Raw genomic sequence first — 22,181 nt, forward strand, 5'->3', positions numbered from 1 at the left:
CGGCCGGTGGAGCCGGAGGTGTACACCAGGTACGCCGGGTGCTCCGGCCGCAGCGCGCACGTCCGCTCGGCGTCGGCGACCGTCTCCGGCGAGGCTTTCCCGATCTCCGCGACCGTTCGCGGGTCGTCCAGGACGAGCAGCCGCCCCGCCCAGCGTGCCGGAAACCGGTCCGCCACCTCGCTCGTCGTCACCACGGCCACCGGGTCGGCGTCCTCCAGCGTGTAGTCGACGCGCTCGGCAGGGTGGCCGGGGTCCATGGGCAGGTACGCGGCCCCGGCGGTCACCGCGGCCAGCATGGCCACCACCATCTCCGCCGACCGGGGCATCGCGATCGCCACCACCCGGTCCGGGCCGGCGCCGCGCCCGATCAGCACCCGCGCCAGCCGGTTGGCCCGCTCGTCCAGCTCGGCGAAGGTCAGCTCGACGCCGTCACCGATGACGGCGGTGGCGCCCGGGGTCCTGGCCACGGCCGCGGACACCATGTGCGGCACGGTCACCGGGGGAACCGCCATCGCGGTGGCGTTGCGCCGGACGAGCAGTTCCTCCCGCTCGGCGGCGTCCAGCACGTCCATCGTTCCGAGGCGCCGGTGCGGATCGGCGACGGCGGCGGCGAGCAGGCGCCGCAGCCGCTCCACCAGCGTGACGACCGAGGACCGGTCGAACAGCTCGGTACTGAACTCCACCAGCCCGTCGAGCCCGGCCGCGGCGCCGCGGCGCTCGGTGAGGCTGAGGAACATGTCGAACCGCGAGGTGCCGGTGCGCGGGACGTCGGCGAGGGTCACCTCCAGGCCAGGCACGCCGAGGTCGCCCTCGGGGGTGTTCTGCAGCGCCATCGACACCTGGAACAGCGGGTGGTGGGCCATCGACCTGGCCGGGTTCAGGACCTCGACGAGCTGCTCGAACGGTACGTCCTGGTGGGCGTAGGCGGCGAGCGCCGTCTCCTTGACCCGGCCGACCAGCTCGGCGAACGTCGGCTCCCCCGAGGTGTCGGTGCGGATCACCAGCGTGTTGACGAAGAACCCCACCACGTCGTCCAGCGCCCGGTCGGTCCGCCCGGCGATCGGCACGCCCACCGGCACATCCGTGTCCGCGCCGAGCCGGGACAGCAGCGCCGCGAAGCCGGCCTGCAGCACCATGAAGAGGCTCGCGCCGCACCGCCGGGCCAGCTCCAGCAGGCCCGCGTGCAGGCCGGCGTCCCACTCGAAGGTGAGCACGTCGCCCTCGTGCGACGCGACCGGGGGCCGGGGACGATCCGCCGGGAGCGCGATCTGTTCCGGCAGTCCGGCGAGCTGCCCCTGCCAGTAGGCGAGCTGCCGGGCGAACCGGCTGTCCTCCTCGCCCTGGTCGCCGAGCACCTCCCGCTGCCACAGCGCGTAGTCGGCGTACTGGACCGGCAGCTCCGCCCAGCCGGGGGCCGTCCCGGACCGGCGCGCCTCGTACGCCGTCATCAGGTCCCGGGACAGCGGCGCGAACGACCAGGCGTCGCTGACGATGTGGTGCAGCATGACCATCAACACGTGATCACCGGACGCCACCCGCCACATGCGCGCCCGCACGGGGATCTCCCGGGACAGGTCGAACGTCCCGCGCGCCGCCTCGTCCAGTACCGCCTGGATGTCCGCCTCCGCCACGTCCTCGATCGGCAGCTCGGGGCGCACGTCGCGCAGGATCCGCTGGTAGGGGGTGCCCTCATGCTCGGGGAAGAGCGTCCGCAGGGACTCGTGCCGCTCGACCACATCGGCGAGCGCGGCGCGCAGCGCGTCCACGTCGAGCGAGCCGCGCAGCCGCAGCGACCAGGGCACGTTGTAGGTGGCGTTCGGGCCCTCCAGGCGGTTCAGGAACCACAGCCGGCGCTGCGCGAACGACAACGGGATCCGCTCGGGCCGCTCCCGCCGTTCCAGCGCGAGCTGCGCCTCGCCGGCCCCGTCCTCGTCCAGACACTCGGCCAGGTCGGCGACGGTCGGCGCCTCGAACAGGGTGCGCACGCCCAACTCGACGCCCAGGCGAACGCGGACACGGCTGACCACCTGGGTGGCGAGCAACGAGTGGAAGCCCAGTTCGAAGAAGTTGTCCTCCGGGTCGATCGCGTCCAGGCCGAGGACCTCGGTGAAGATCACGCACAGGGCTTCCTCGGTGGGCGTCAGGGAGCCGTCCTCCCGGCCCGCCGGGGCATCGCCGGGCTCGGCGGGGGCGGGCGCGGCCAGGACCTCGGCGAGCCGCCGCGCCGCGCCGTCCCAGCGGACACGCAGGCCGGTGGGCCACATGCGCGCACCAGGGGTCCCGAAGGGGTCGGCGACCAGGCCGTCCTCTGGCCCCTCCGCGACGAGGTACAGCTCGCCGGGCGTCCCGGGCGGCACCGGCCGCAGCCGGTCGTCCAGGACGTACGCGCCGCGGTGCCCCCCGCCGAGGTCCCCCGGCAAGGCGGCCAGGTCGGCGGCGGACGGGCGGAGCGGCAGGACGGCCCGCCGTTCGTCGTCGTCCAGCAGTTCGACACGGTGGATCGCCAGATCCGGGTCTGCGGCCACGGCGGACAGCAGGCGGCGGTATCGGTCCACGAACCGCTGGACGGTGTCGCGGTCGTAGATGCCGGTGTCGTACTCGACGAACCCGAAGTACCCCTCGTCGTCGCCGGACATCCCCTGCACGTGGACGGCCAGGTCGAACCGGGACGTCCCGGTGAACCCCTCCTCCGGCACGGACGTCACGCCGTCCACCGTGAACGGGTCCAGCGGCTCGTTCTGGAAGCCCAGCGAGATCTGGAACAGCGGGCTGCGGGACATGGACCGGTCGGGGTTGAGCACCTCGACCAGGTACTCGAACGGCACGTCCTGGTGGGCGTAGGCGGCGAGCGCCGTCTCCTTTACCCGGCCGACCAGCTCGGCGAACGTCGGCTCCCCCGAGACGTCGGTGCGGATCACCAGCGTGTTGACGAAGAACCCGACCAAGGCGTCCAGCGCCTCGTCGGTGCGGCCGGCGATGGGTGTGCCGAGGGGGATGTCCGTACCGGCGCCGAGGCGGGACAGCAGCGCGGCCAGGCCCGCCTGTAACACCATGAAGACGCTGGCCCCGTGGGCCTGCGCCAGTGTGGTCAGCCCCCTTTTCAGCTCGGCGTCGAAGCCGAACACCAGCACCGCGCCCTCGTGCGATACCCGGGCGGGACGGGGGCGGTCCGCGGCGAGGGTCACCTCGTCGGGCAGCCCGGCGAGCTGTTCGCGCCAGTAGGCGAGCTGGCGGGCGAACCGGCTGCCTGGCTCGTGCTCGTCGCCGAGCAGCTCACGCTGCCACAGCGCGTAGTCGGCGTACTGGACGGGCAGCTCGGCGAACCCGGGCGCCTCGCCCCGCCTGCGCGCCTCGTACGCGGTCATCAGATCGCGGGACAGCGGAGCGAACGACCAGGCGTCGGTGACGATGTGGTGGAAGACGATCAGGAGCACGTGCTCGTCCGGGGCCGGCCGCCACAGCCATCCCCGCAGCGGGATCTCCTCGGCCAGGTCGAACGCGTAGCGCGCCGCGCCGTCCAGCGCGCCGCGCAGCTCCGGCTCGGTCAGCTCGCCGATTTCGAGCACGGGCCGGGCGTCGTCCAGGACGCACTGGTAGGCGATGCCGTCGTGCTCGGCGAACACGGTCCGCAGGGACTCGTGCCGGGCCACCACGTCCTCCAGCGCCGCCCGCAACGCCTCGACGTCCAGCTCACCACGCAACCGCAACGCCCACGGCATGTTGTACGTCGCACCCGGCCCCTCCAGCCGGTGCAGGAACCACAACCGCCACTGCGCGAACGACAACGGCACCCGCTCCGGCCGCTCCCGGCGCACCAGCGCGAGCTGCACCTCGCCGTCCAGGCCGCCGTCGAGCCGGGCCGCCAACTCGGCGACGGTCGGCGCCTCGAACAGGCTCCGCACCGGCAGCTCGGCGCCCAGGCGGGTCCGGACGCGGCTGACGAGCTTGGTGGCGAGCAGCGAGTGGCCGCCCAGGTCGAAGAAGTTGTCATCGATGCTCACCCGCTCGACCCCGAGGACCTGAGCGAACAACTCGCACAGCGCCTCCTCGCGTGGGTTACGCGGTGCTCGCCCACCACCGCTCTCCCAGGTCGGCGACGGCAGCGCGGCCCGGTCCAGCTTGCCGTTCAACGTCAACGGCAACCGATCCACCACCACCACGGCGGCGGGCACCATGAACTCCGGCAACCGATCGCGGACGAACGCCCGCACCTCCTGCCCGTCCACCTCACCCACCGGCACCACGTACGCCACCAGCCGCGTATCCGCACCAGGCCCCTGCCAAGGCACCACGACGCTCTGCGCCACACCCGCATGCGCCGACACCACGGCAGCGACCTCACCCGGCTCCACCCGGAACCCGCGGATCTTCACCTGGTCATCGGCGCGGCCGACGAACTCCAGCAGGCCCCCGGCGTTCCACCGGACCACGTCCCCGGTCCGGTACATCCGCGACCCCGGCGGACCGAACGGGTCGGCGACGAACCGCTCAGCCGTCAGCCCGGACCGGCGCACATACCCGCGCGCCAACCCGATCCCCGCCACGTACAACTCCCCCGCCGCACCGGGCGGAACCAGCCCAAGACCACCGTCGAGCACGTACACCCGGACGTTGTCGATCGGCCCGCCGATCGGCACCGGCGACGGCCACACCTCAGCCCGATCTCCCAGCGGGTACGCCGTGACCAGTTGCGTCTCGGTCGGCCCGTACTGGTTGGACAACCGCCGCCCCCGGCGAGCCAGCCCCGCGCGCACCGCCTGGCCCGGAATCAGCGCCTCACCAGCCTGGAACACCTCGACCAGCGGCAGATCCACACCAAGACCGGCCGCCGCTTCATACAGTCCGTTCACGGCCAGACTCGGCGCGAACAACTCCGCGACCTCATGGGCCACCATCCACCGGGCCAGCAAGACGGGGTCACGCCGGGTCCGCTCATCCGGCACCACCAACGTCCGCCCACCCAGCAACGTGGACAGCACCTCCTGAGCCACCACGTCGAACCCCAGCGACGCGAACTGACCCACCCGGCGCCCCACACCGCCCGCATACGCCGCGACATGCCAGCCCACCACGCTCACCACGGCCTGCCCCAGGATCAGCACACCCTTCGGCCGACCCGTGGAACCCGAGGTGTACACCAAATAGAACGGATGCTCAGGACGCAACACACAGATGCGATCAGCATCGGTGACGACCGCGGGCGACGCCCGATCGATTTCCGCCGCCACCCCGGGGTCGTCCAGGATCAGCAGCCGCTCGGACCGCCCGGTGGGGAGCCGACCGGCCACCTGCCCGGTCGTCACCACGACCACCGGGTCCGCGTCCGCCAGCATGTACCCGAGCCGCTCGGCCGGATGCTCGGGATCCATCGGCAGATACGCCGCCCCGGTCGTCATCGCCGCCAGCAACGCCACGATCATGTCCATGGACCGGGGCACCACGATGGCGACCACCCGCTCCGGACCCGCGCCACGCCCGATCAGCACCCGGGCCAGACGGTTCACCCGCCCCTGCAACTCAGCGAAGGTCAGCTCACCGTCCGCCGCCACCACCGCCGTCGCCTCGGGCGCGCGCGCCGCCGCGACGGCCAGCAGGTCCGGCACCGTCGCCCGCTCCACCGCCACCGCCGTGGCATTGCGCCGGACCAGCAGCGTGTCCCGCTCCGCCGGATCGAGAATCTCCAGCGCCCCCACCCGACGGCCCGGATCGGCCACCGCGGCGGCCAGCAACCGCCGCAACCGCTCCACCAGCACCTCGACCGTGGGCCGGTCGAACAGGTCGGTGGCGAACTCGGCCCCGACGGTCAGGCCCGGCCGGCCCGGATCCGCGCTGTGCGTGATGCTGAACATCAGGTCGAAGCGAGCGGTGCCGGTCGGCACCACGATCGGGGACAGCTCCAGGTCCTTCAGCCGCAGCGTGTCGTCCGGCGAGCTCTGCTCTACCAGCAGCACCTGGAACAGCGGGTGGTGGGCCGCCGATCTGGCGGGCTTGAGCACCTCCACCAGGTGCTCGAACGGCACGTCCTGGTTGGCGTACGCCTCCAGCGCCGCGTCCCGCACCCGGCCGAGCAACTCGGCGAACGACGGCTCGCCCGAGGTGTCGGTGCGGATCACCAGCGTGTTGACGAAGAACCCCACCACGTCGTCCAGCGCCTCGTCGGTGCGCCCGGCGATCGGCGCGCCGATCGGCACGTCCGTCCCGGCGCCCATCCTGGTCAGCAGCGCCGCCACACCGGCCTGCAGGACCATGAAGAGGCTGGTCCCGGACTCCCGCGCCAGCGCGGTCAGCCCCTCGTGCAGCTCCCCGTCCCACTGGGCGGTCACCAGTCCGCCCCGATAGGACGCGACCGCGGGCCGAGGGCGGTCGGCGGGCAGCCGGATCTGCTCGGGCGCGCCCGCCAGCCGGTCACGCCAGTACGCGGTCTGCTGGGCGATCACGCTTTCCGGGTCGTCCGGGTCGCCCAGCAGCTCCTGCTGCCACAGCGTGTAGTCCACGTACTGGACGGGCAGCTCGGCGAACCCGGGCGCCTCGCCCCGGCCGCGCGCCTCGTACGCCGCCATCAGGTCGCGGGACAGCGGAGCGAACGACCAGCCGTCGCAGACGATGTGGTGCATGAGCAGCATCAGCACGTGCTCGCGCGGGCCGAGCGCGAACAGGTGCGCCCGGACCAGCGGCTCGCCGCCGAGGTCGAACCGGTGCCGGGCGGCGCGCTCCAGCAGCGCGGGCAGTTCCTCCTCGGTCGCCTCGACGACCTCCAGGGCCGGCTTGGCCTCGTCCGGCTCCAGGATGTGCTGGTACGGCTCGCCGTCCCGCTCGGGAAAGACCGTGCGCAGCGCCTCGTGCCGCTCCACCACGTCCGCCAGCGCCGACCGCAGCGCCTCGACGTCCAGCGGCCCACAGAACCGCAGCGTCCAGGGCATGTTGTAGACCGGTCCCTCAAGGCGGTGCAGGAACCACAGGCGGCGCTGGGCGAAGGAAAGGGGGATCGTCATTTCGCGGCTCCTTCCGAGCGCGCCCGGCGGACCAGCGCGGGCCGTGCCCGTCCCGTGGCGCCCAGGCGGTCCGCCACTCCGGCGACCGTCGGGGCTTCGAAGATGGTCCGTACGGCCAGTTCGGCGTTCAGGCGGGCGCGGACGCGGCTGACCAGTTTGGTCGCCAGCAGCGAGTGGCCGCCCAGGTCGAAGAAGTTGTCATCGATGCTCACCCGCTCGACCCCGAGGACCTGGGCGAACAGCTCGCACAAGGTCTCCTCGCGCGGATCACGCGGCGCCCGCCCGCCGCCGCTCTCCCAGCTCGGCGCGGGCAGCGCGGCCCGGTCCAGCTTGCCGTTCAACGTCAACGGCAACCGATCCACCACGACCACGGCGGCGGGCACCATGAACTCCGGCAGACGCTCCCGCACGAACGCCCGCACCTGCCGCCCGTCGACCTCACCCGCCGGCACCACGTACGCCACCAGCCGCGTGTCCCCGTCGGGGGCCTGCCAGGGAACCACCACACCTTGCGCCACACCCGGATGCGCCGACACCACCGCGGCGACCTCACCCGGCTCCACCCGGAACCCGCGCACCTTCACCTGGTCGTCCACCCGGCCCAGGAACTCCAGCAGGCCCCCGGCGTTCCACCGGACCACGTCCCCGGTCCGGTACATCCGCGACCCCGGCGGACCGAACGGGTCGGCGACGAACCGCTCAGCGGTCAACCCCGGCCGGCGCACATACCCGCGCGCCAACCCGGCCCCGGCCACGTACAGCTCGCCGGTCGCGCCGTCCGGCACCAGCCCGAGTCCGGCGTCCAGCACATACACCCCGACGTTGTCGATCGGCCCGCCGATCGGCACCGGCGACGGCCACACAGACCCGTCCTCGCCCAACGGGAACGCCGTCACCAACTGCGTCTCGGTCGGCCCGTACTGGTTGGACAACCGCCGCCCCCGCCGGCCGAGCCCCGCACGCAGCGCCGCACCCGCGACCAGCGCCTCACCCGCCTGGAACACCTCGACCAGCGGCAGATCCACACCAAGACCCGCCGCCGCTTCATACAGTCCATTCACGGCCAGACTCGGCGCGAACAACTCACCGACCCCGTGAGCCACCATCCACCGGGCCAGCAAGACAGGGTCACGCCGGGTCCGCTCATCCGGCACCACCAACGTCCGCCCACCCAGCAACGTGGACAGCACCTCCTGAGCAACCACGTCGAACCCCAGCGACGCGAACTGACCCACCCGGCGCCCCACACCCCCCGCATACGCCGCGACATGCCAGCGCACCACACTCACCACGGCCTGCCCCAGGATCAGCACACCCTTCGGCCGACCCGTGGAACCCGAGGTGTACACCAGATAGAACGGATGCTCAGGACGCAACACACAGAGACGATCAGCATCAGTGACGGTCGCGGACGGGGCCTTCGCGATCTCCGCGCGCACCTCGGCGTCGTCCAGGACCAGCAGGCGGCCGGCCCACTCGGCGGGCAGCCGCCCGGCCACCGACCCGACCGTCACCACGGACACCGACCCCGCGTCGGCCAGCATGTACCCGAGCCGCTCCGCCGGGTGCTCAGGATCCATCGGCAGATAGGCCGCGCCGGTGGTCATGACGGCCAGCAGTGCGACAATCATGTCGATCGACCGGGGCACGGCCACGGCCACCACCCGCTCGGGCCCGGCGCCCCGCGCGATCAGGACGCGGGCCAGACGGTTCACCCGCTCATGCAGCTCCGCGAAGGTCAACTCACCGTCGGCGGCCACCACCGCCGGCGCTTCCGGCCTACGCGCCACCTCGGCCGCCACCAGATCCGGCACCGTCACCGCCTCCACCGGCGCCGCCGTGGCATTACGCTCCACCAGCAGAACATCCCGCTCCGCCGCGTCGAGAATCTCCAGCGCCCCCACTCTGCGGCCCGGATCGGCCACCGCGGCGGCCAGCAGCCGCCGCAACCGCTCCACCAGCACCTCGACCGTGGGCCGGTCGAACAGGTCGGTGCTGAACTCGACGACCCCGTCCAACCCTGCGGCCGTGCCATGCCGCTCGGTCAGGCTCAGGAACAGGTCGAACCTGGAGATGCCCGTCCGAGGCACCGGGCCCGGCCCGGTTTCCAGCTCGGCGATCCCGAGATCCTCGGCGGGCGCGTTCTGCACGGCCAGCGATACCTGGAACAGCGGGTGGTGGGCCATCGACCGGGCCGGGTTCAGCTCCTCGACCAGGTGCTCGAACGGCACGTCCTGGTTGGCGTACGCCTCCAGCGCCACGTCCCGCACCCGTTCCACCAGTTCGGCGAACGACGGCTCGCCCGAGGTGTCGGTACGGATCACCAGCGTGTTGACGAAGAACCCCACCAGGTCGTCCAGCGCGTGGTCGCCGCGTCCCGCGATCGGCACGCCCACCGGCACGTCGGTGCCCGCGCCGAGCCGCGACAGCAGCGCCGCGAAACCCGCCTGTACCACCATGTACAGACTGGCACCGTGCTCCCGGGCGAGCCTCAGCAGCCCTTCGTGCAACTCGGCGTCCCAGCCGAAGGTCAGCACGTCCCCGCGGTACGAAGCGACCGGAGGACGGGGGCGGTCGGCGGGCAGCGTGATCCGCTCGGGCAGCCCGGCGAGCCGGCCGCGCCAGTACGCGAGCTGCTCGACCAGGCGGCTTCCGTCCTCGCCCTGGTCACCGAGCACCTCGCGCTGCCACAGCGCGTAGTCGGCGTACTGAACGGGCAGCTCGTGGACCTCGGGGCTTTCGCCGGACCGGCGGGCCCGGTAGGCCGTGGCCAGGTCGCGGGCCAGCGGGGTCAGCGACCAGTGGTCGCAGACGATGTGGTGCATGAGCAGCAGCAGGACGTGTTCCTCGGGCCCGGTCGTGAACACGAACGCCCGCATCGGGATCTCCCCGGCGAGGTCGAACACGTGGCGCGACGCCCGGTTCATGGCCTCCTGGAGCCCGGCGACGTCCACCCGGATCACCTCGAAGGCGGAGAAGGCCCGCTCGGGGGTCAGGATCACCTGGTACGGGTTGCCGTCCAGCTCCTCGAAGACGGTCCGCAGCGCCTCGTGCCGGGCGACCACGTCGCCGAGCGCCCCCCGCAGCGCCTCGGGGTCCAGCCGGCCGCGCATCCGCAGCGTCCAGGACACGTTGTACGTGGCGCTCGGGCCCTCCATCCGGTCGAGGAACCACAACCGGCGCTGCGCGTACGACAGGGGGATCCGCTCGGGCCGCTCCCGCCTCTCCAGCGCGAGCCGCGTCTCGCCGCCGTGGTCCATCCGCTCCAGCAGCCGGGCGACGCTCGACGCCTCGAACAGGCCGCGCAGCGACACCTCCACGCCCATCGTCTCGCGGATCTCGCCGGTCAGCCGGATGGCCAGCAGCGAGTGACCGCCGAGGTCGAAGAAGTCGTCGTCCACACCGACGCGCTCCACGCCCAGCACCTCGGCGAACAGCGCGCACATGGCCTCCTCGCGCGGCGTGCCCGGCGCCCGCCCGCCGGCCTCCCAGCCGGGCGCGGGCAGCGCGGCGCGGTCCAGCTTGCCGTTGGGGGTGAGCGGCAGTCGCTCCAGCGTCACGACGGCCGAGGGCACCATGTAGTCCGGCAGCCGGTTGGCCAGGCCGGCGAGCACGTCGCCGGGGTCGGGCTTCTCGCCGGGGGCGGGCACGATGTAGGCGACCAGCCGCTTGTGGCCGTGGTGGTCGGCGCGTACGGCGACCGTGCCGCGCACGACGTCGGGGCGCTCGGCGAGCAGTGCCTCGACCTCACCGGGTTCGACTCGGAAGCCGCGGATCTTGATCTGGTCGTCGGTGCGCCCGATGAACTCCAGCACGCCGTCGGCGTTCCAGCGCACGACGTCGCCGGTCCGGTACAGGCGCGCGCCCGCCGGTCCGAACGGGTCGGCGACGAACCGCTCCGACGTCAGCGCGGCACGCCGCACGTAGCCGCGGGCCACGCCCTCGCCGCCGATGTACAGCTCGCCGGGCACGCCGGGCGGAACGGGCTGGAGGAAGGCGTCGAGCACATACGCGGACCGGTTGTCCATGGGCCGCCCGATCGGCACGCCGCCGGGCACCTCGCGCGACGCCCGCATGAGGTGGGACGTGCAGGTCAGGGTGATCTCGGTCGGCCCGTACAGCGCCGTCACCTCGGTGCCGGGGCAGTGGTCGAGGACGCGGCGCACGGCGACGGGCGACACGACGTCACCGCCGGTGAGCACGCGCCTGACCGTCGCGAACGTCTCGGGCAGCACGTCGGCGACCACGCCGAAGAGCCCGGCGGCCACCAGCAGGGACGTGACCCCCTCGTCCTCGATGACGCGGCGCAGGTCGTGTGCGTTGATCTCGCCCGGCGGAGCGACGACGATCCGCCCGCCGGTCAGCAGGGGCGTCCACAGCTCGTAGGTGGAGATGTCGAACGCGTACGGCGAGTGCAGCAGGACGCGCGACGACTCGTCCGACGCCCAGACCCTGTCCAGGGCGAGGGCCAGCACGTCCCTGTGAGTGACGCCGATGCCCTTGGGCGCTCCCGTCGAGCCGGACGTGTACATCACGTAGGCGAGCCGGTCCGGCCTGGGCTCGGTGGCCGGCGGGGTGTGCGGCTCGCTCGCGAGGCCGGGGTCGCCCGCGTGGACGACCGGCACGCCGCTCGCCAGCTCCTCGGCCGGGGTCTCCTGGTCGGTGAGAAGCACGGTGGCGCCGGTCTCCTCCATGGCGAGCCGCATCCGCCGCACCGGGTAACCGGTGTGGAGCGGGACATAGGTGCCCCCGGCCTTGAGGATCGCCAAGGTCGCCACGACGAGGCCGGACGATCTGCCGTGCAATACGGCGACGCCGTCCTCCGGGCGCACGCCGAGCCGGATGAGCCGGTGCGCCAGCCGGTTGGCCCGCTCGTCCAGCTCGCGATAGGTCAGTTGGCCGTCGTTCGCGCGGACGGCGACGGCGTCCGGCGTCCGGCGCACCTGAGCGGCGAACCGCCCCGTCACGGTATCGTCCAGCCGCTCCACCTCGTGGGCCGTGTCGTTCCAGACGGTGAGGATCTTCCGCCGTTCCCCGGCCGTGAGGATCTCCACCCGTCCGATCGGCCGGTCGGGGTCGGCGACCACCTGTTCCACCAGCGCGAGGAGGCGGGTGGCGACGCTCTCGGCGGTGGACCGGGTGAACAGGTCCGTCCGGTATTCCAGGACCACGTGGATCCCGTCCGGCCTGCGGCCGGGCGCGTAGGTGGTGGCCAGGTCGAAGGCGAGGTCGAATTTGGCCGCGCCGAGGTCGACGTGCTGGTGCGCCGCGGTCAGCCCGTCCAGGTCGAACGGCGCGGGTTCGGCCGCGCGGAAGGCGAGGAACACCTGGAAGAGCGGGTGGCGGGCGAGCGAGCGCTGCGGGTGCAGCTCCTCCACGAGGCGTTCGAACGGCATGTCCTGGTGGGCGTACGCCGAAAGGTTCACCTCCCGCACACGCTCGACGACCTCGCGGAACGTCGGCTCGCCCGAGGTGTCGGCGCGAAGCACCAGGGTGTTGACGAAGAACCCGACGAGGTCGTCCAGGGCCTCGTCGCCGCGCCCGGCGAACGGGCTGCCGATCGGGATGTCCTCCCCGGCGCCCAGCTTGGTCATCAGGACGGCCACGGCGGCCTGCATCAGCATGAACTCGCTCACCCGGCACTGCCGCGCCAGCCCCGCGAGCGCCTGGTGGAGGCCGGCGGGCAGGGTGACGCGCACCGAGTCGCCCCGGTGGTCGGCGACGGCGGGCCGGAGGCCGTCCACGGGCAGCATGAGCTCCTCGGGAGCGCCTTCGAGCGCCCTCCGCCAGAAATCGATGCCCGCGCCGAGAAGGCTGCCGGAGTCGCCGGCGTCCCCGAGCAGCTCGCCCTGCCAGAGCGCGTAGTCGGCGTACTGCACGGGCAGCGCGGGCAGGGCGGGCTCCTCGCCTCGCCGGGCGGCGTTGTAGGCGGCGCCGAGGTCTCGGGCCAGGGGGGCGAGCGACCAGCCGTCCGCCGCGATGTGGTGCAGCAGCACCAGCAGTACGTGTTCGTCCGCCGCGAGCGAGAAGAGGTGGAACCGCGCGGGAGGTTCACGGGTCAGGTCGAACGCGTACCTCGCCGCCGCCGCGAGCGCCTCCCGCAGCGCGTCCTCTTCCACCGCCCGGGTCTCCAGGCGGACGGGCACCTCGGCCGGGTCGAGGATCCGCTGGCTGGGAACCCCCCGGGTGTCGGGGAAGACGGTGCGCAGCGTCTCGTGCCGTGCCACGAGGTGGCCCAGCGCGGTCCGCAGCGCCGCCTGGTCCAGCTCGCCGGAAAGGCGGACCGCGATGGGGATGTTGTAGGTGGCGCTGGGCCCTTCCAGCCGGTGCAGGAACCACAGGCGGCGTTGCGCGAACGACAGCGGGATCAGGCTCGGGCGCGGTCGCGGCCTCATGGCCGGCCGGCCGCCGAACGCTTCGGGGAGCCGGGCGGTGAGCCCGCCGACCGTGGGGGTCTCGAACAGGACCCGGGTGGGGATCTCGACGCCGAGCACGGTGCGGATGCGATTGAGCAGGCGCGTCACAAGCAGCGAGTGCCCGCCGAGGTCGAAGAACGCGTCGTCGATCCCGACCTCGGGGACGCCGAGCACCTCGGCGAACAACGCGCACAGGACGGCCTCCTGCGCGGTGCGCGCCGTCCGGCCCCGGGCGAGGTCGGGAGCGGGCAGTGCCGCCCTGTCGAGCTTGCCGTTCAGCGTGAGCGGGAGCCGGTCCAGGGTCACCACGTCGGCGGGCAGCATGTACTCGGGGAGCCGCGTCCGCGCGTACGCGCGCAGGACGTCAGGGTCGGCGGGCGCCTCTCCGTTCGGCACGACGTAGGCGACGAGGCGTTTGTCGCCAGGGGTGTCCTCCCGGGCGATGACGAGCGCGTGCTCGACCCCGGGATGGGAGGCGAGCACCACTTCGACCTCGCCGGGCTCCACCCGGAACCCACGGATCTTCACCTGAGAGTCCGCCCGGCCGGCGAACTCCACGACGCCCTGTGCCGTCCAGCGCACCAGGTCCCCGGTCCGGTACATCCGCGACCCCGCGGGACCATGAGGCTCGGCCACGAACCGCTCAGCAGTCAGCGCGCCCCGGCCCACATACCCCCTGGCCACACCGGCACCGGCCACATACAGCTCACCGACCACCCCCACCGGCACCGGCTGCAGGAACCGGTCCAGCACATACACCCGCATCCCGTCCAAGGGCCGCCCGATCGGCACCGCCACCGCGTCGGCGGCCAGCTCGTCCACCGGATGGAAGAGCGCGAACGTCGTCGCCTCCGTGGGGCCGTACCCGTTGACCACCCGCACCCCGGGGCACGCGGCGAGCACCCGGCGCGTGGCCTCCGGGGCGACCACGTCGCCACCCGTCCACACCTGTCTCACCCCGGCGAAGCACCCGGGGAACTCCTCGGCCAGTACGGAGAACAACCCCGCGGTGACCCACAACCCCGTCACTCCGCGACCGGCGATCACCTTCGCCAGCACGGACACGTCCAGCTCACCCGCCGGAGCCACCACCACCTCGCCGCCGGACAGCAGCGGCGCCCACAGCTCGAACGTCGAGGCGTCGAAGGCCACCGGCGAATGACACAGCACACGCCCTCCGGCCGCGGCATCGCGCGTCGAACCGAGGGCGAGCGCGGCCACGTCGCGATGGGTGACGGCGACGCCCTTCGGCGTCCCGCTCGACCCGGAGGTGTACATGATGTACGCCAGATCGCCGCCGGCCACCGTCACGGGGTCGTCCCCGGTAAGGGCGCCAGCGTCTTCCCCGACGCACACTCCGCGCACTCCGGCGGGCACACGTGGGAGCAGCGAGGGGTCGGCCACGGCCACCCGCGCGCCGGTCTCCGCCGCCATCGCCTCCACGCGCGACGCCGGGAAGCGCAGATCGATCGGCACGTACGCACCACCGGCCTTGATCACGGCAAGGACCGCCACCACCAGGTCCACCGACCGCTCCATCAGCAGCAACACCGCCGCCTCGGGACCGACCCCCACGGCACGCAACCGGGCCGCCAACGCCGACGCCCGCGCGTCCAGCTCCGCGTACGTCAACGACACCGGCCCCGATGCCTCCGGTGACCCCGGTGTCCCCGGTGACCCCGATGACACGGCCACCGCGTGCGGGCTCCGCGCCACCTGCGCCGCGAACAGATCGCCCAGCGCGAGGGAGGCCGCATCCAGCGGGAGCGGCCCGCCGGAGCCCGCGACCGCCAACGCCGACCGCTCGTCGTCCCCCAGCACGTCGAGCCGGCCGAGCACGATCCCGGGCTCGGCCACCACCGCGCGCAGGATCCGCTCCAGCCGGTCCACCAGCGCGGCCACGGTGTCCCGATCGAACAGGTCGGTGCTGAACTCGACGACGCCGGCCAGCGCGGAGGTGGTGCCCCGCGTCTCCTCGTGGACGCGGACGACGAGGTCGAGGCGCGACTTGCCGGTGAGCGCCTCGTGGTGAACGATCTCCACGTCGCCGCCCTCGACTCCGTCGGGGGCGTTCTGCAACGCGAGGACCACCTGGAACAACGGCTGGTAGGCCACAGACCGCCCTGGGTTGAGCACCTCGACGAGATGCTCGAACGGCACGTCCTGGTTGGCATAGGCGGCGAGCGCCGTCTCGCGCACGCGCTGGAGCAGGTCGCGGAAGCTCGGGTCGCCGGAGGTGTCCACCCTCAGGACCAGCGAGTTCACGAAGAACCCCACCAGATCGTCCATCGCGCGGTCGGTGCGGCCGGCGATGGGCGTGCCGATGGGGATGTCGGTCCCCGCGCCGAGCCGGGAGAGCAGCGCGGCGAGGCCCGCCTGCAGCACCATGAAGAGGCTGGCGCCCGACTCGCGGGCGAGGGCGCTCAGATCACGGTGAAGGTCGGGGCCCCAGGCGAAGGCGTGGATGTCACCGTCGTACGAGGCGACCGGGGGGCGGGAGCGGTCGGCCGGGAGCTGGATCTGCTCGGGCAGCCCCGCCAGCCGATCCCGCCAGTACTCCGTCTGCCGGGCCAGCACACTGCGCGGATCATCCGGATCCCCCAGCAGCTCCCGCTGCCACAAGGTGTAGTCCACGTACTGCACCGGCAGCTCCGGCAAGGCGTTCGGCACACCCGCACGCCGCGCCTGGTACGACACCATCAGGTCCCGCGACAACGGCGCCGCCGACCAGCCGTCACACACGATGTGATGCATCAGCAGCAGCAACACGTGATCGTCCGGCCCGAGCACGAAGAGCTTGGCCCGCACCAGCAACTCGCCGCCGAGGTCGAACCCGCGGCGCGCGGCGGCGGCGAGCGACTCCTCCAGCCTGGCGGGATCCGCCCGTTCGACGATCTCCAGAATCGGCTCTGCCTCGTCCGGACTCAGGATCACCTGGTAAGGCTCCCCATCATGCTCGGGGAACACCGTGCGCAGCGCCTCGTGCCGCGCCACCACGTCGGCCAGCGCCGCACGTAGCGCCTTCACATCCAGCGCACCGTGAAACCGCAGCGCCCACGGCACGTTGTACGTGGCGCTCGGACCTTCGAGCCGGTTCAGGAACCACAGCCGTCGCTGGGCGAACGAGAGCGGCACCCGCTCGGGGCGTGTCCTCGGCGTCAGGGCGGGGCGCACATCGGCCTCGGCGTCCAGCCGCCCGCTGAGCCCGGCCACCGTCTGTTCCTCGAACAACGCGCGGATCGGCAGCTCCACGTGCAGCGTGTCGCGGATCGCGCTGATCAGCCTGGTGGCCAGCAGCGAGTGGCCGCCCAGGTCGAAGAAGCCGTCGTCGATGCCGACCCGTTCCACGCCCAGCACCTGGGCGAACAGCCCGCACAACACCTCCTCGCGAGGATCGCGCGGCCCTCGCCCACCGCCGCTCTCCCAGCTGGGCGCCGGCAACGCGGCACGATCGAGCTTGCCGTTGGGCGTCAACGGCAATCGATCCACCACCACCACAGCCGCCGGCACCATGTACTCCGGCAGCCGCTCGCGGGCGAAGGCCCGTACGGCGGCGCCGACCGCCACGCTGTCGCGTGAGGCGACCGGGTTGTTGGTGAACGCCACAGGGTCGCCGTCCCCGTTCACCGGCCGGTAGGTGGCGAAGGGCCGGACGTCGTCCGGCGCGTCCCCGGCGGGGACGAACACGGCGTCCAGTTCGCCGAGTTGCCTGGCCCAGGTCAGGTGGACGCGGTATCCGTACTTCTCGCCGAGGTCGTAGAGCTCCTCGGGGTCCACGCCACCATGGCACGCGAAGGCGTCCAGCACCTCGGGGAGCCCGGCGCCGTGGTCGAGCGCGCGGACGGCGGCGATCTCGTGGACGAGCCGTCCGTTGGGCACGCCTTCGAGCCTGATCGGCTCCCGGTCTCCGGCGGCGAGCCGCCGCGCCAGCGCCGGGACATCGGGCATGTCGCGGCCGAACCGCAGCGGGGGCACGGAGCCGAGGTCCTTCAGCGCCGGCGAGTCCTTGTAGAGGACGGTGTCGTAGCGGTAGCGGGTCAGCTCGTTGTGGTGGCGGCCCTTCTTGATCTCGACCGCCATCCCGCGGACGTGCGGTTCGGTCCGGCAGAAGGCGGCGAAGAAGTCGGGGTCGACGAGCAGGTCCTTCTCCAGCAGCAGCGACCGCTCGATCGCGTGCCGGACGGCGACCAGGTCGTCACCGGGGAGGGCCTTGTCGAGCTGGATGCCCGCGCGGAAGAGCCGCACCGAGCGCAGGTCCCTCATGTCGCCGACGAATACGGCCCCGCCGGGGGCGGCCAGGCGCACCGCGGCGCGCAGAACGTCCACCAGGTACTGGCCGCTGGGGAAGCACTGGGTCACCGAGTTGATCAGGACGACGTCGAACGTGCCCTCGGGGAGGCCGTCCACCTCGTGGGCGGCCTGGCTCCGCAGGACCACGCCGCCGGCCAGGCGCTCGTCCCGCTCCACCTGGGCGCGCAACGCGGTGATCACCTGTGACGACAGGTCGGTGCCCCAGTAGGTCTCGCATTCGGGGGCGAGGTGGGCGAGCAGGAGCCCGGTGCCCACGCCGATCTCCAGCACCCGCCGAGGACGCAGCGCGCGGACGCGTTCCAGCGTGGTGTCGCGCCACTCGCGCATCTGGTCGAGCGGGATCGGCGCACCATCACCGTAACTGCTCGCCCAGCCGACGAAGTTCTCGCCGAAAAGCGCGGACGCGGCGTCGGCGTACTCGGCGTCGAAGACCTGCTGCCAGTGTGCGACGTGCTCGTCCACGGCATCCTCGGACACCGGGACGCTCCCGGAGCCGGGCACCACGTAGGCGACGAGCCTGCGGTCGTCGGCGCCGTCCTGGTGCACCACCACGGCGGCCTGCTCCACGCCCGGATGCTCGGCCAGCACGGACTCGATCTCGCCCGGCTCGATGCGCACCCCGCGGATCTTGACCTGTCCGTCGGCGCGGCCCTGGTATTCGAGCTCTCCACGAGCGTTACGCCGGACGAGGTCCCCGGTCCGGTACATGCGGGCGCCGGGAACGCCGTCGAGGCCGGCGACGAACCGCTGGGCGGTCAGGCCGGGCCGGTTGAGGTAGCCGCGGGCCACCCCACCACCGGCGACGTACAGCTCGCCGACCGTCCCGTCCGGCACGGGGGCGAGCCGCTCGTCCAGTACGTGGGTCACCAGATCGGGGATGCCGGTGCCGATCACACTGGCCGGTGAGGCGATGCTCGCCGGGTCGTCGAGAGGCGCGTAGGTGACGTGGACGGTCGTCTCGGTGATGCCGTACATGTTGACCAGGCGCGGCGCGTCGTAGGCGTGCCGCCGGTACCAGTCGGCGAGCCGCGGGGGGTCCAGCGCCTCGCCACCGAAGATGACGGTGCGGAGGCGGAGGCTGGCGCCGAGCTCGGGGTTGTTCTGGTCGGCCTGGACGAGCTGGTAGAACGCCGACGGGGTCTGGTTGAGGACGGTGACGCCCTCGCGGACCAGCAGGCCGAGGAAGCGGTCGGGAGAGCGGCTGGTCTCGTACGGCACCACGACGACCCGGCTGCCGTGGAGCAGCGCTCCCCACAGTTCCCAGACCGAGAAGTCGAAGGCGGCGGAGTGGAACAGTGTCCACACGTCGTCCGGCCCGAACCCGAACCAGCGATCGGTGGCGGTGAAGAGCCTCAGCACGTTGCGGTGCGGGATCACGACGCCCTTGGGACGGCCCGTCGAGCCGGAGGTGTAGATGACGTACGCGGGGCTGTCGGGGGTCAGCCGGCGCAGTCGCTGCTCGTCGGTGGGATCGGCCGACGGCTGGTCCGCCATCGCCGCCGCCACCGCGGGGTCGGCGAGCACCACCTGGGGCACGTCCGAGGACACGCTCATGGCGTCGGAGCCGAGCACGAGCGCGGGGCGGGCGTCGCCGAGCATGAACGCGATGCGCTCGGCGGGGTGGTCGGGGTCGAGCGGAAGGTAGGCGGCACCGGCCTTCAGAACGCCCAGGATCGCGACGATCAGGTCGGCGGACCTGGGGAACGCCAGCGCCACCACATCTTCCGGCCCGATTCCTCGCCCGATCAGGTAGTGGGCGAGACGGTTGGCGCGTTCATTGAGTTCGGCGTACGCGAGTGTCTCGTTCTCGAAGCTGACCGCCCCCCTGGTCGGGGTATCAGCAGCCTGTAATTCAAACTTGATAGGCAAATTCATCAAGAGTTAAACCCCCGAGGTCATTGCGTTCGACTCGCAACGCCGTCCATCCGGCGCGAATATCGCTGCGCCGCTTCAGGATGCGGCTCGACCACTGCTTCGGGTCGATACCACCAGAGTCAAATCCGTTAAGTCAAGGGGTTGACATAGAGTCATGAACCAATGTAGTTCGACGCGCGACAACGGCAATCCGTACCGGCGCAATCACATATCGCTACAGCGGAACCGGCGACCCCGGCACGCGAACAGCCTCCCGACCAGGCAATATGCCGAGAAATGAAGGCATCGCGAGGGCCGGCCGCCGAGACGTCGCCACACTCGGCCATGCGCTAAATGGCTTTATGATCCCAGTCAATACAAGTCGACTCGGCAGTCAAACATCAGGATCGGCGTAGTCAGCCCCAAGGGTTGGCATATCCTCGGGTGCCGCGTTAGCCTGCGTCAGTGGCTGCGGATCACACGGTTTCCCGCCGCCGGCTGCCCACATCGTCAAACATCGACTTGACCTGCGCAACCATTTCCAAGCGATGCCGGACGGCGTCGTCCGTAGCCCGTGACACCAGAGTTGGGTCCGGTCCCACAGCCGGAAAAACAAAGCCGTCTAATGCCAATCCATGTGCTTCGCCATACCGGTGGCCTGCCTATGCATGCGCAAGCCTGTCGACAGAAAGGGTGGAATCCGGTGAATGCGGAAACCGCAACGGGGGAGGACACCGGCCCGCAGGACATGGAGCGCCTGATCGGGCTGTGCGACGTCGTCTCACCGCTGGCCATCCGGGTCGCGGCCACGCTGCGACTGCCCGACCTGGTGTCCTCGGGCTGCGCGGCCATCGGTGACCTCGCCGCGAAGTCCGGCACGAACCCCGACGCGCTCCTGTCCCTCATGCGCTTCCTGACCGGCAAGGGAATCTTCACCGAACCCACCGCCGGCACTTTCGGGCTCACCGCGGCGGCGCACGTACTGACCAGCGACCACCCCGCGCGCCTGCGCGACTCCCTCGACCTCAACGGCGCGGGGGGCCGCTTCGACCTGTCCTATACCGGTCTGCTCGAAACAGTGCGCACCGGGGAGGCCGCGTACCCGAAGGTGTTCGGCCGGTCGCTCTGGGAGGACATGGCCGCCGACCCCTATCTCGCCTCCTCCTTCGACGGATTGATGACGACCATGGCCGCCTACTGGGCGCCCGACATCGTGACCGGCCACGACTGGGAAGGCGTGACGCGGGTCGTGGACGTCGGGGGCGGCTCCGGCGACCTGCTCATCGAGCTGCTCACGGCCAGGCCGGGCCTGCGCGGCACCCTGGTCGAGCTGCCGGCCACCGCCGAGAAGGGACGCGAGGCACTGGCCCGGGCCGGGGTGGGCGACCGGGCCGAGGTCGTGACAGGCAGTTTCTTCACCTCCGTCCCGCAGGGCGCGGACGTGTACGTGCTCGCGCACGTCCTCCACAACTGGGCGGACTCCGAAGCCCTCGACATCCTGCGCCGGTGCGCCGAGGCCGCCGGGCCGCGAGGACGGGTCCTCATCGTGGACCGCGTCGCCGGAGACGGCACGGTCGACTACCCCGACGCCGCCGTCAACCTGCACATGCTCGTGGTCTTCGGCAGCAAGGAACGCACCATCGGCCAGTTCACCGATCTCGTCGCGGCCTCGGGCATGCGAATCGAGGCCGTGCGGCACACCCCGTCGGGGTCCGCCCTCCTGACCTGCGTGCCGGCCCAGCCGTCCTGACACCCCCTCCCCCAGACAGCGAAGAAAGGAATCCCATGGCCAAATCACTCACCGATGCCCAGGTCGAGCAGTTCGTTGAGGAGGGGGTCGTGCGCGTCGACGGCGCCTTCTCCGCCGAGCTCGCCGAGACCTGCCGCACGCTGCTCTGGAACTCCATCGACGCCGACCCCGACGACCGCACGACCTGGACCGAGCCCGTCGTCCGCGTCTGGGACCGCGAGGACGAGCCTTTCCGGCAGGCCGCCAACACCCCGCGCCTGCTCGGCGCCTTCGACCAGATCTGCGGCGAGGGACGCTGGGTCCCCCCGGCCAGCATGGGCACGTTCCCGATCAGGTTCCCCCTCGGCGCCGACCCCGGCGACACCATGTGGCACGTCGACGGGAGCTACAAGGGCCCGACACCGGGGTGGTACTGGATCAACGTCAGCTCGCGCGAGCGGGCACTGCTGATGCTCTTCCTGTTCTCCGACACAGGCGACAAGGACGCTCCGACACGGATGCGGCTCGGCTCCCACCTGTACATCCCTCCCCTGCTGGAGCACGCGGGCGAGGAGGGGATCTCGCTGGACTATCTCCTGGACAAGCTCGACGGCACCGACCACCTGCCCGAGGCCCAGGTGGTCGGGGAGGCGGGAACGGTGTATCTGTGCCACCCGTTCCTGGTCCACGCCGCGCAGCCGCACCACGGCACCGAGCCGCGATTCATGGCGCAGCCCGCGCTGCTGCCCTCCAGTCCTCTGCGGCTCCACCGCGCGGACGGCGCGTACTCTCCGGTGGAGAGGGCGATCAGGCTGGGGCTTGATCGCACGCGAGTGAGCGAAGCGTAACCGATGAGGAAGGTACGGCCGGGCCGCTGGA

Annotated in this window: 4 protein-coding genes (1 of these 4 only partly in view); 2 read left to right on the top strand and 2 right to left on the bottom strand. The window is 72.0% G+C overall.

Going from position 1 to position 22,181, the window contains the following annotated elements; all coding sequences use genetic code 11:
• A protein-coding gene (locus AB0H21_RS32920) for an amino acid adenylation domain-containing protein (RefSeq protein ID WP_358524562.1) crosses the window boundary here: on the bottom strand, nucleotides 1-6,992 show its 5' portion. Its footprint begins 4,519 nt before the window's first position; 6,992 of the gene's 11,511 nt are visible here — the first part of the coding sequence; it begins with the start codon at nucleotides 6,990-6,992; its stop codon lies off the left edge, out of view.
• Entirely contained in the window at nucleotides 6,989-19,588 is a 12,600-nt protein-coding gene (locus tag AB0H21_RS32925) for an amino acid adenylation domain-containing protein (RefSeq protein WP_358524564.1), read from the bottom strand. The genes AB0H21_RS32920 and AB0H21_RS32925 overlap by 4 nt, the downstream gene beginning before the upstream one ends.
• Before the next feature lie 688 nt (nucleotides 19,589-20,276).
• Here AB0H21_RS32925 and AB0H21_RS32930 point away from each other — a divergent pair.
• A complete protein-coding gene (locus tag AB0H21_RS32930; protein ID WP_358524565.1) occupies nucleotides 20,277-21,323 on the top strand; it encodes a methyltransferase in 1,047 nt (348 codons plus the stop codon).
• A gap of 35 nt (nucleotides 21,324-21,358) precedes the next feature.
• The gene (locus AB0H21_RS32935) at nucleotides 21,359-22,150 is read left to right on the top strand and encodes a phytanoyl-CoA dioxygenase family protein (protein ID WP_358524568.1); all 792 of its coding nucleotides are present in this window, start codon (nucleotides 21,359-21,361) and stop codon (nucleotides 22,148-22,150) included.
• Nucleotides 22,151-22,181: the final 31 nt, after the last annotated feature.

Origin of the sequence: Sphaerisporangium sp. NPDC051011, assembly GCF_040653595.1 — a bacterium.
Lineage (GTDB): Bacteria > Actinomycetota > Actinomycetes > Streptosporangiales > Streptosporangiaceae > Sphaerisporangium.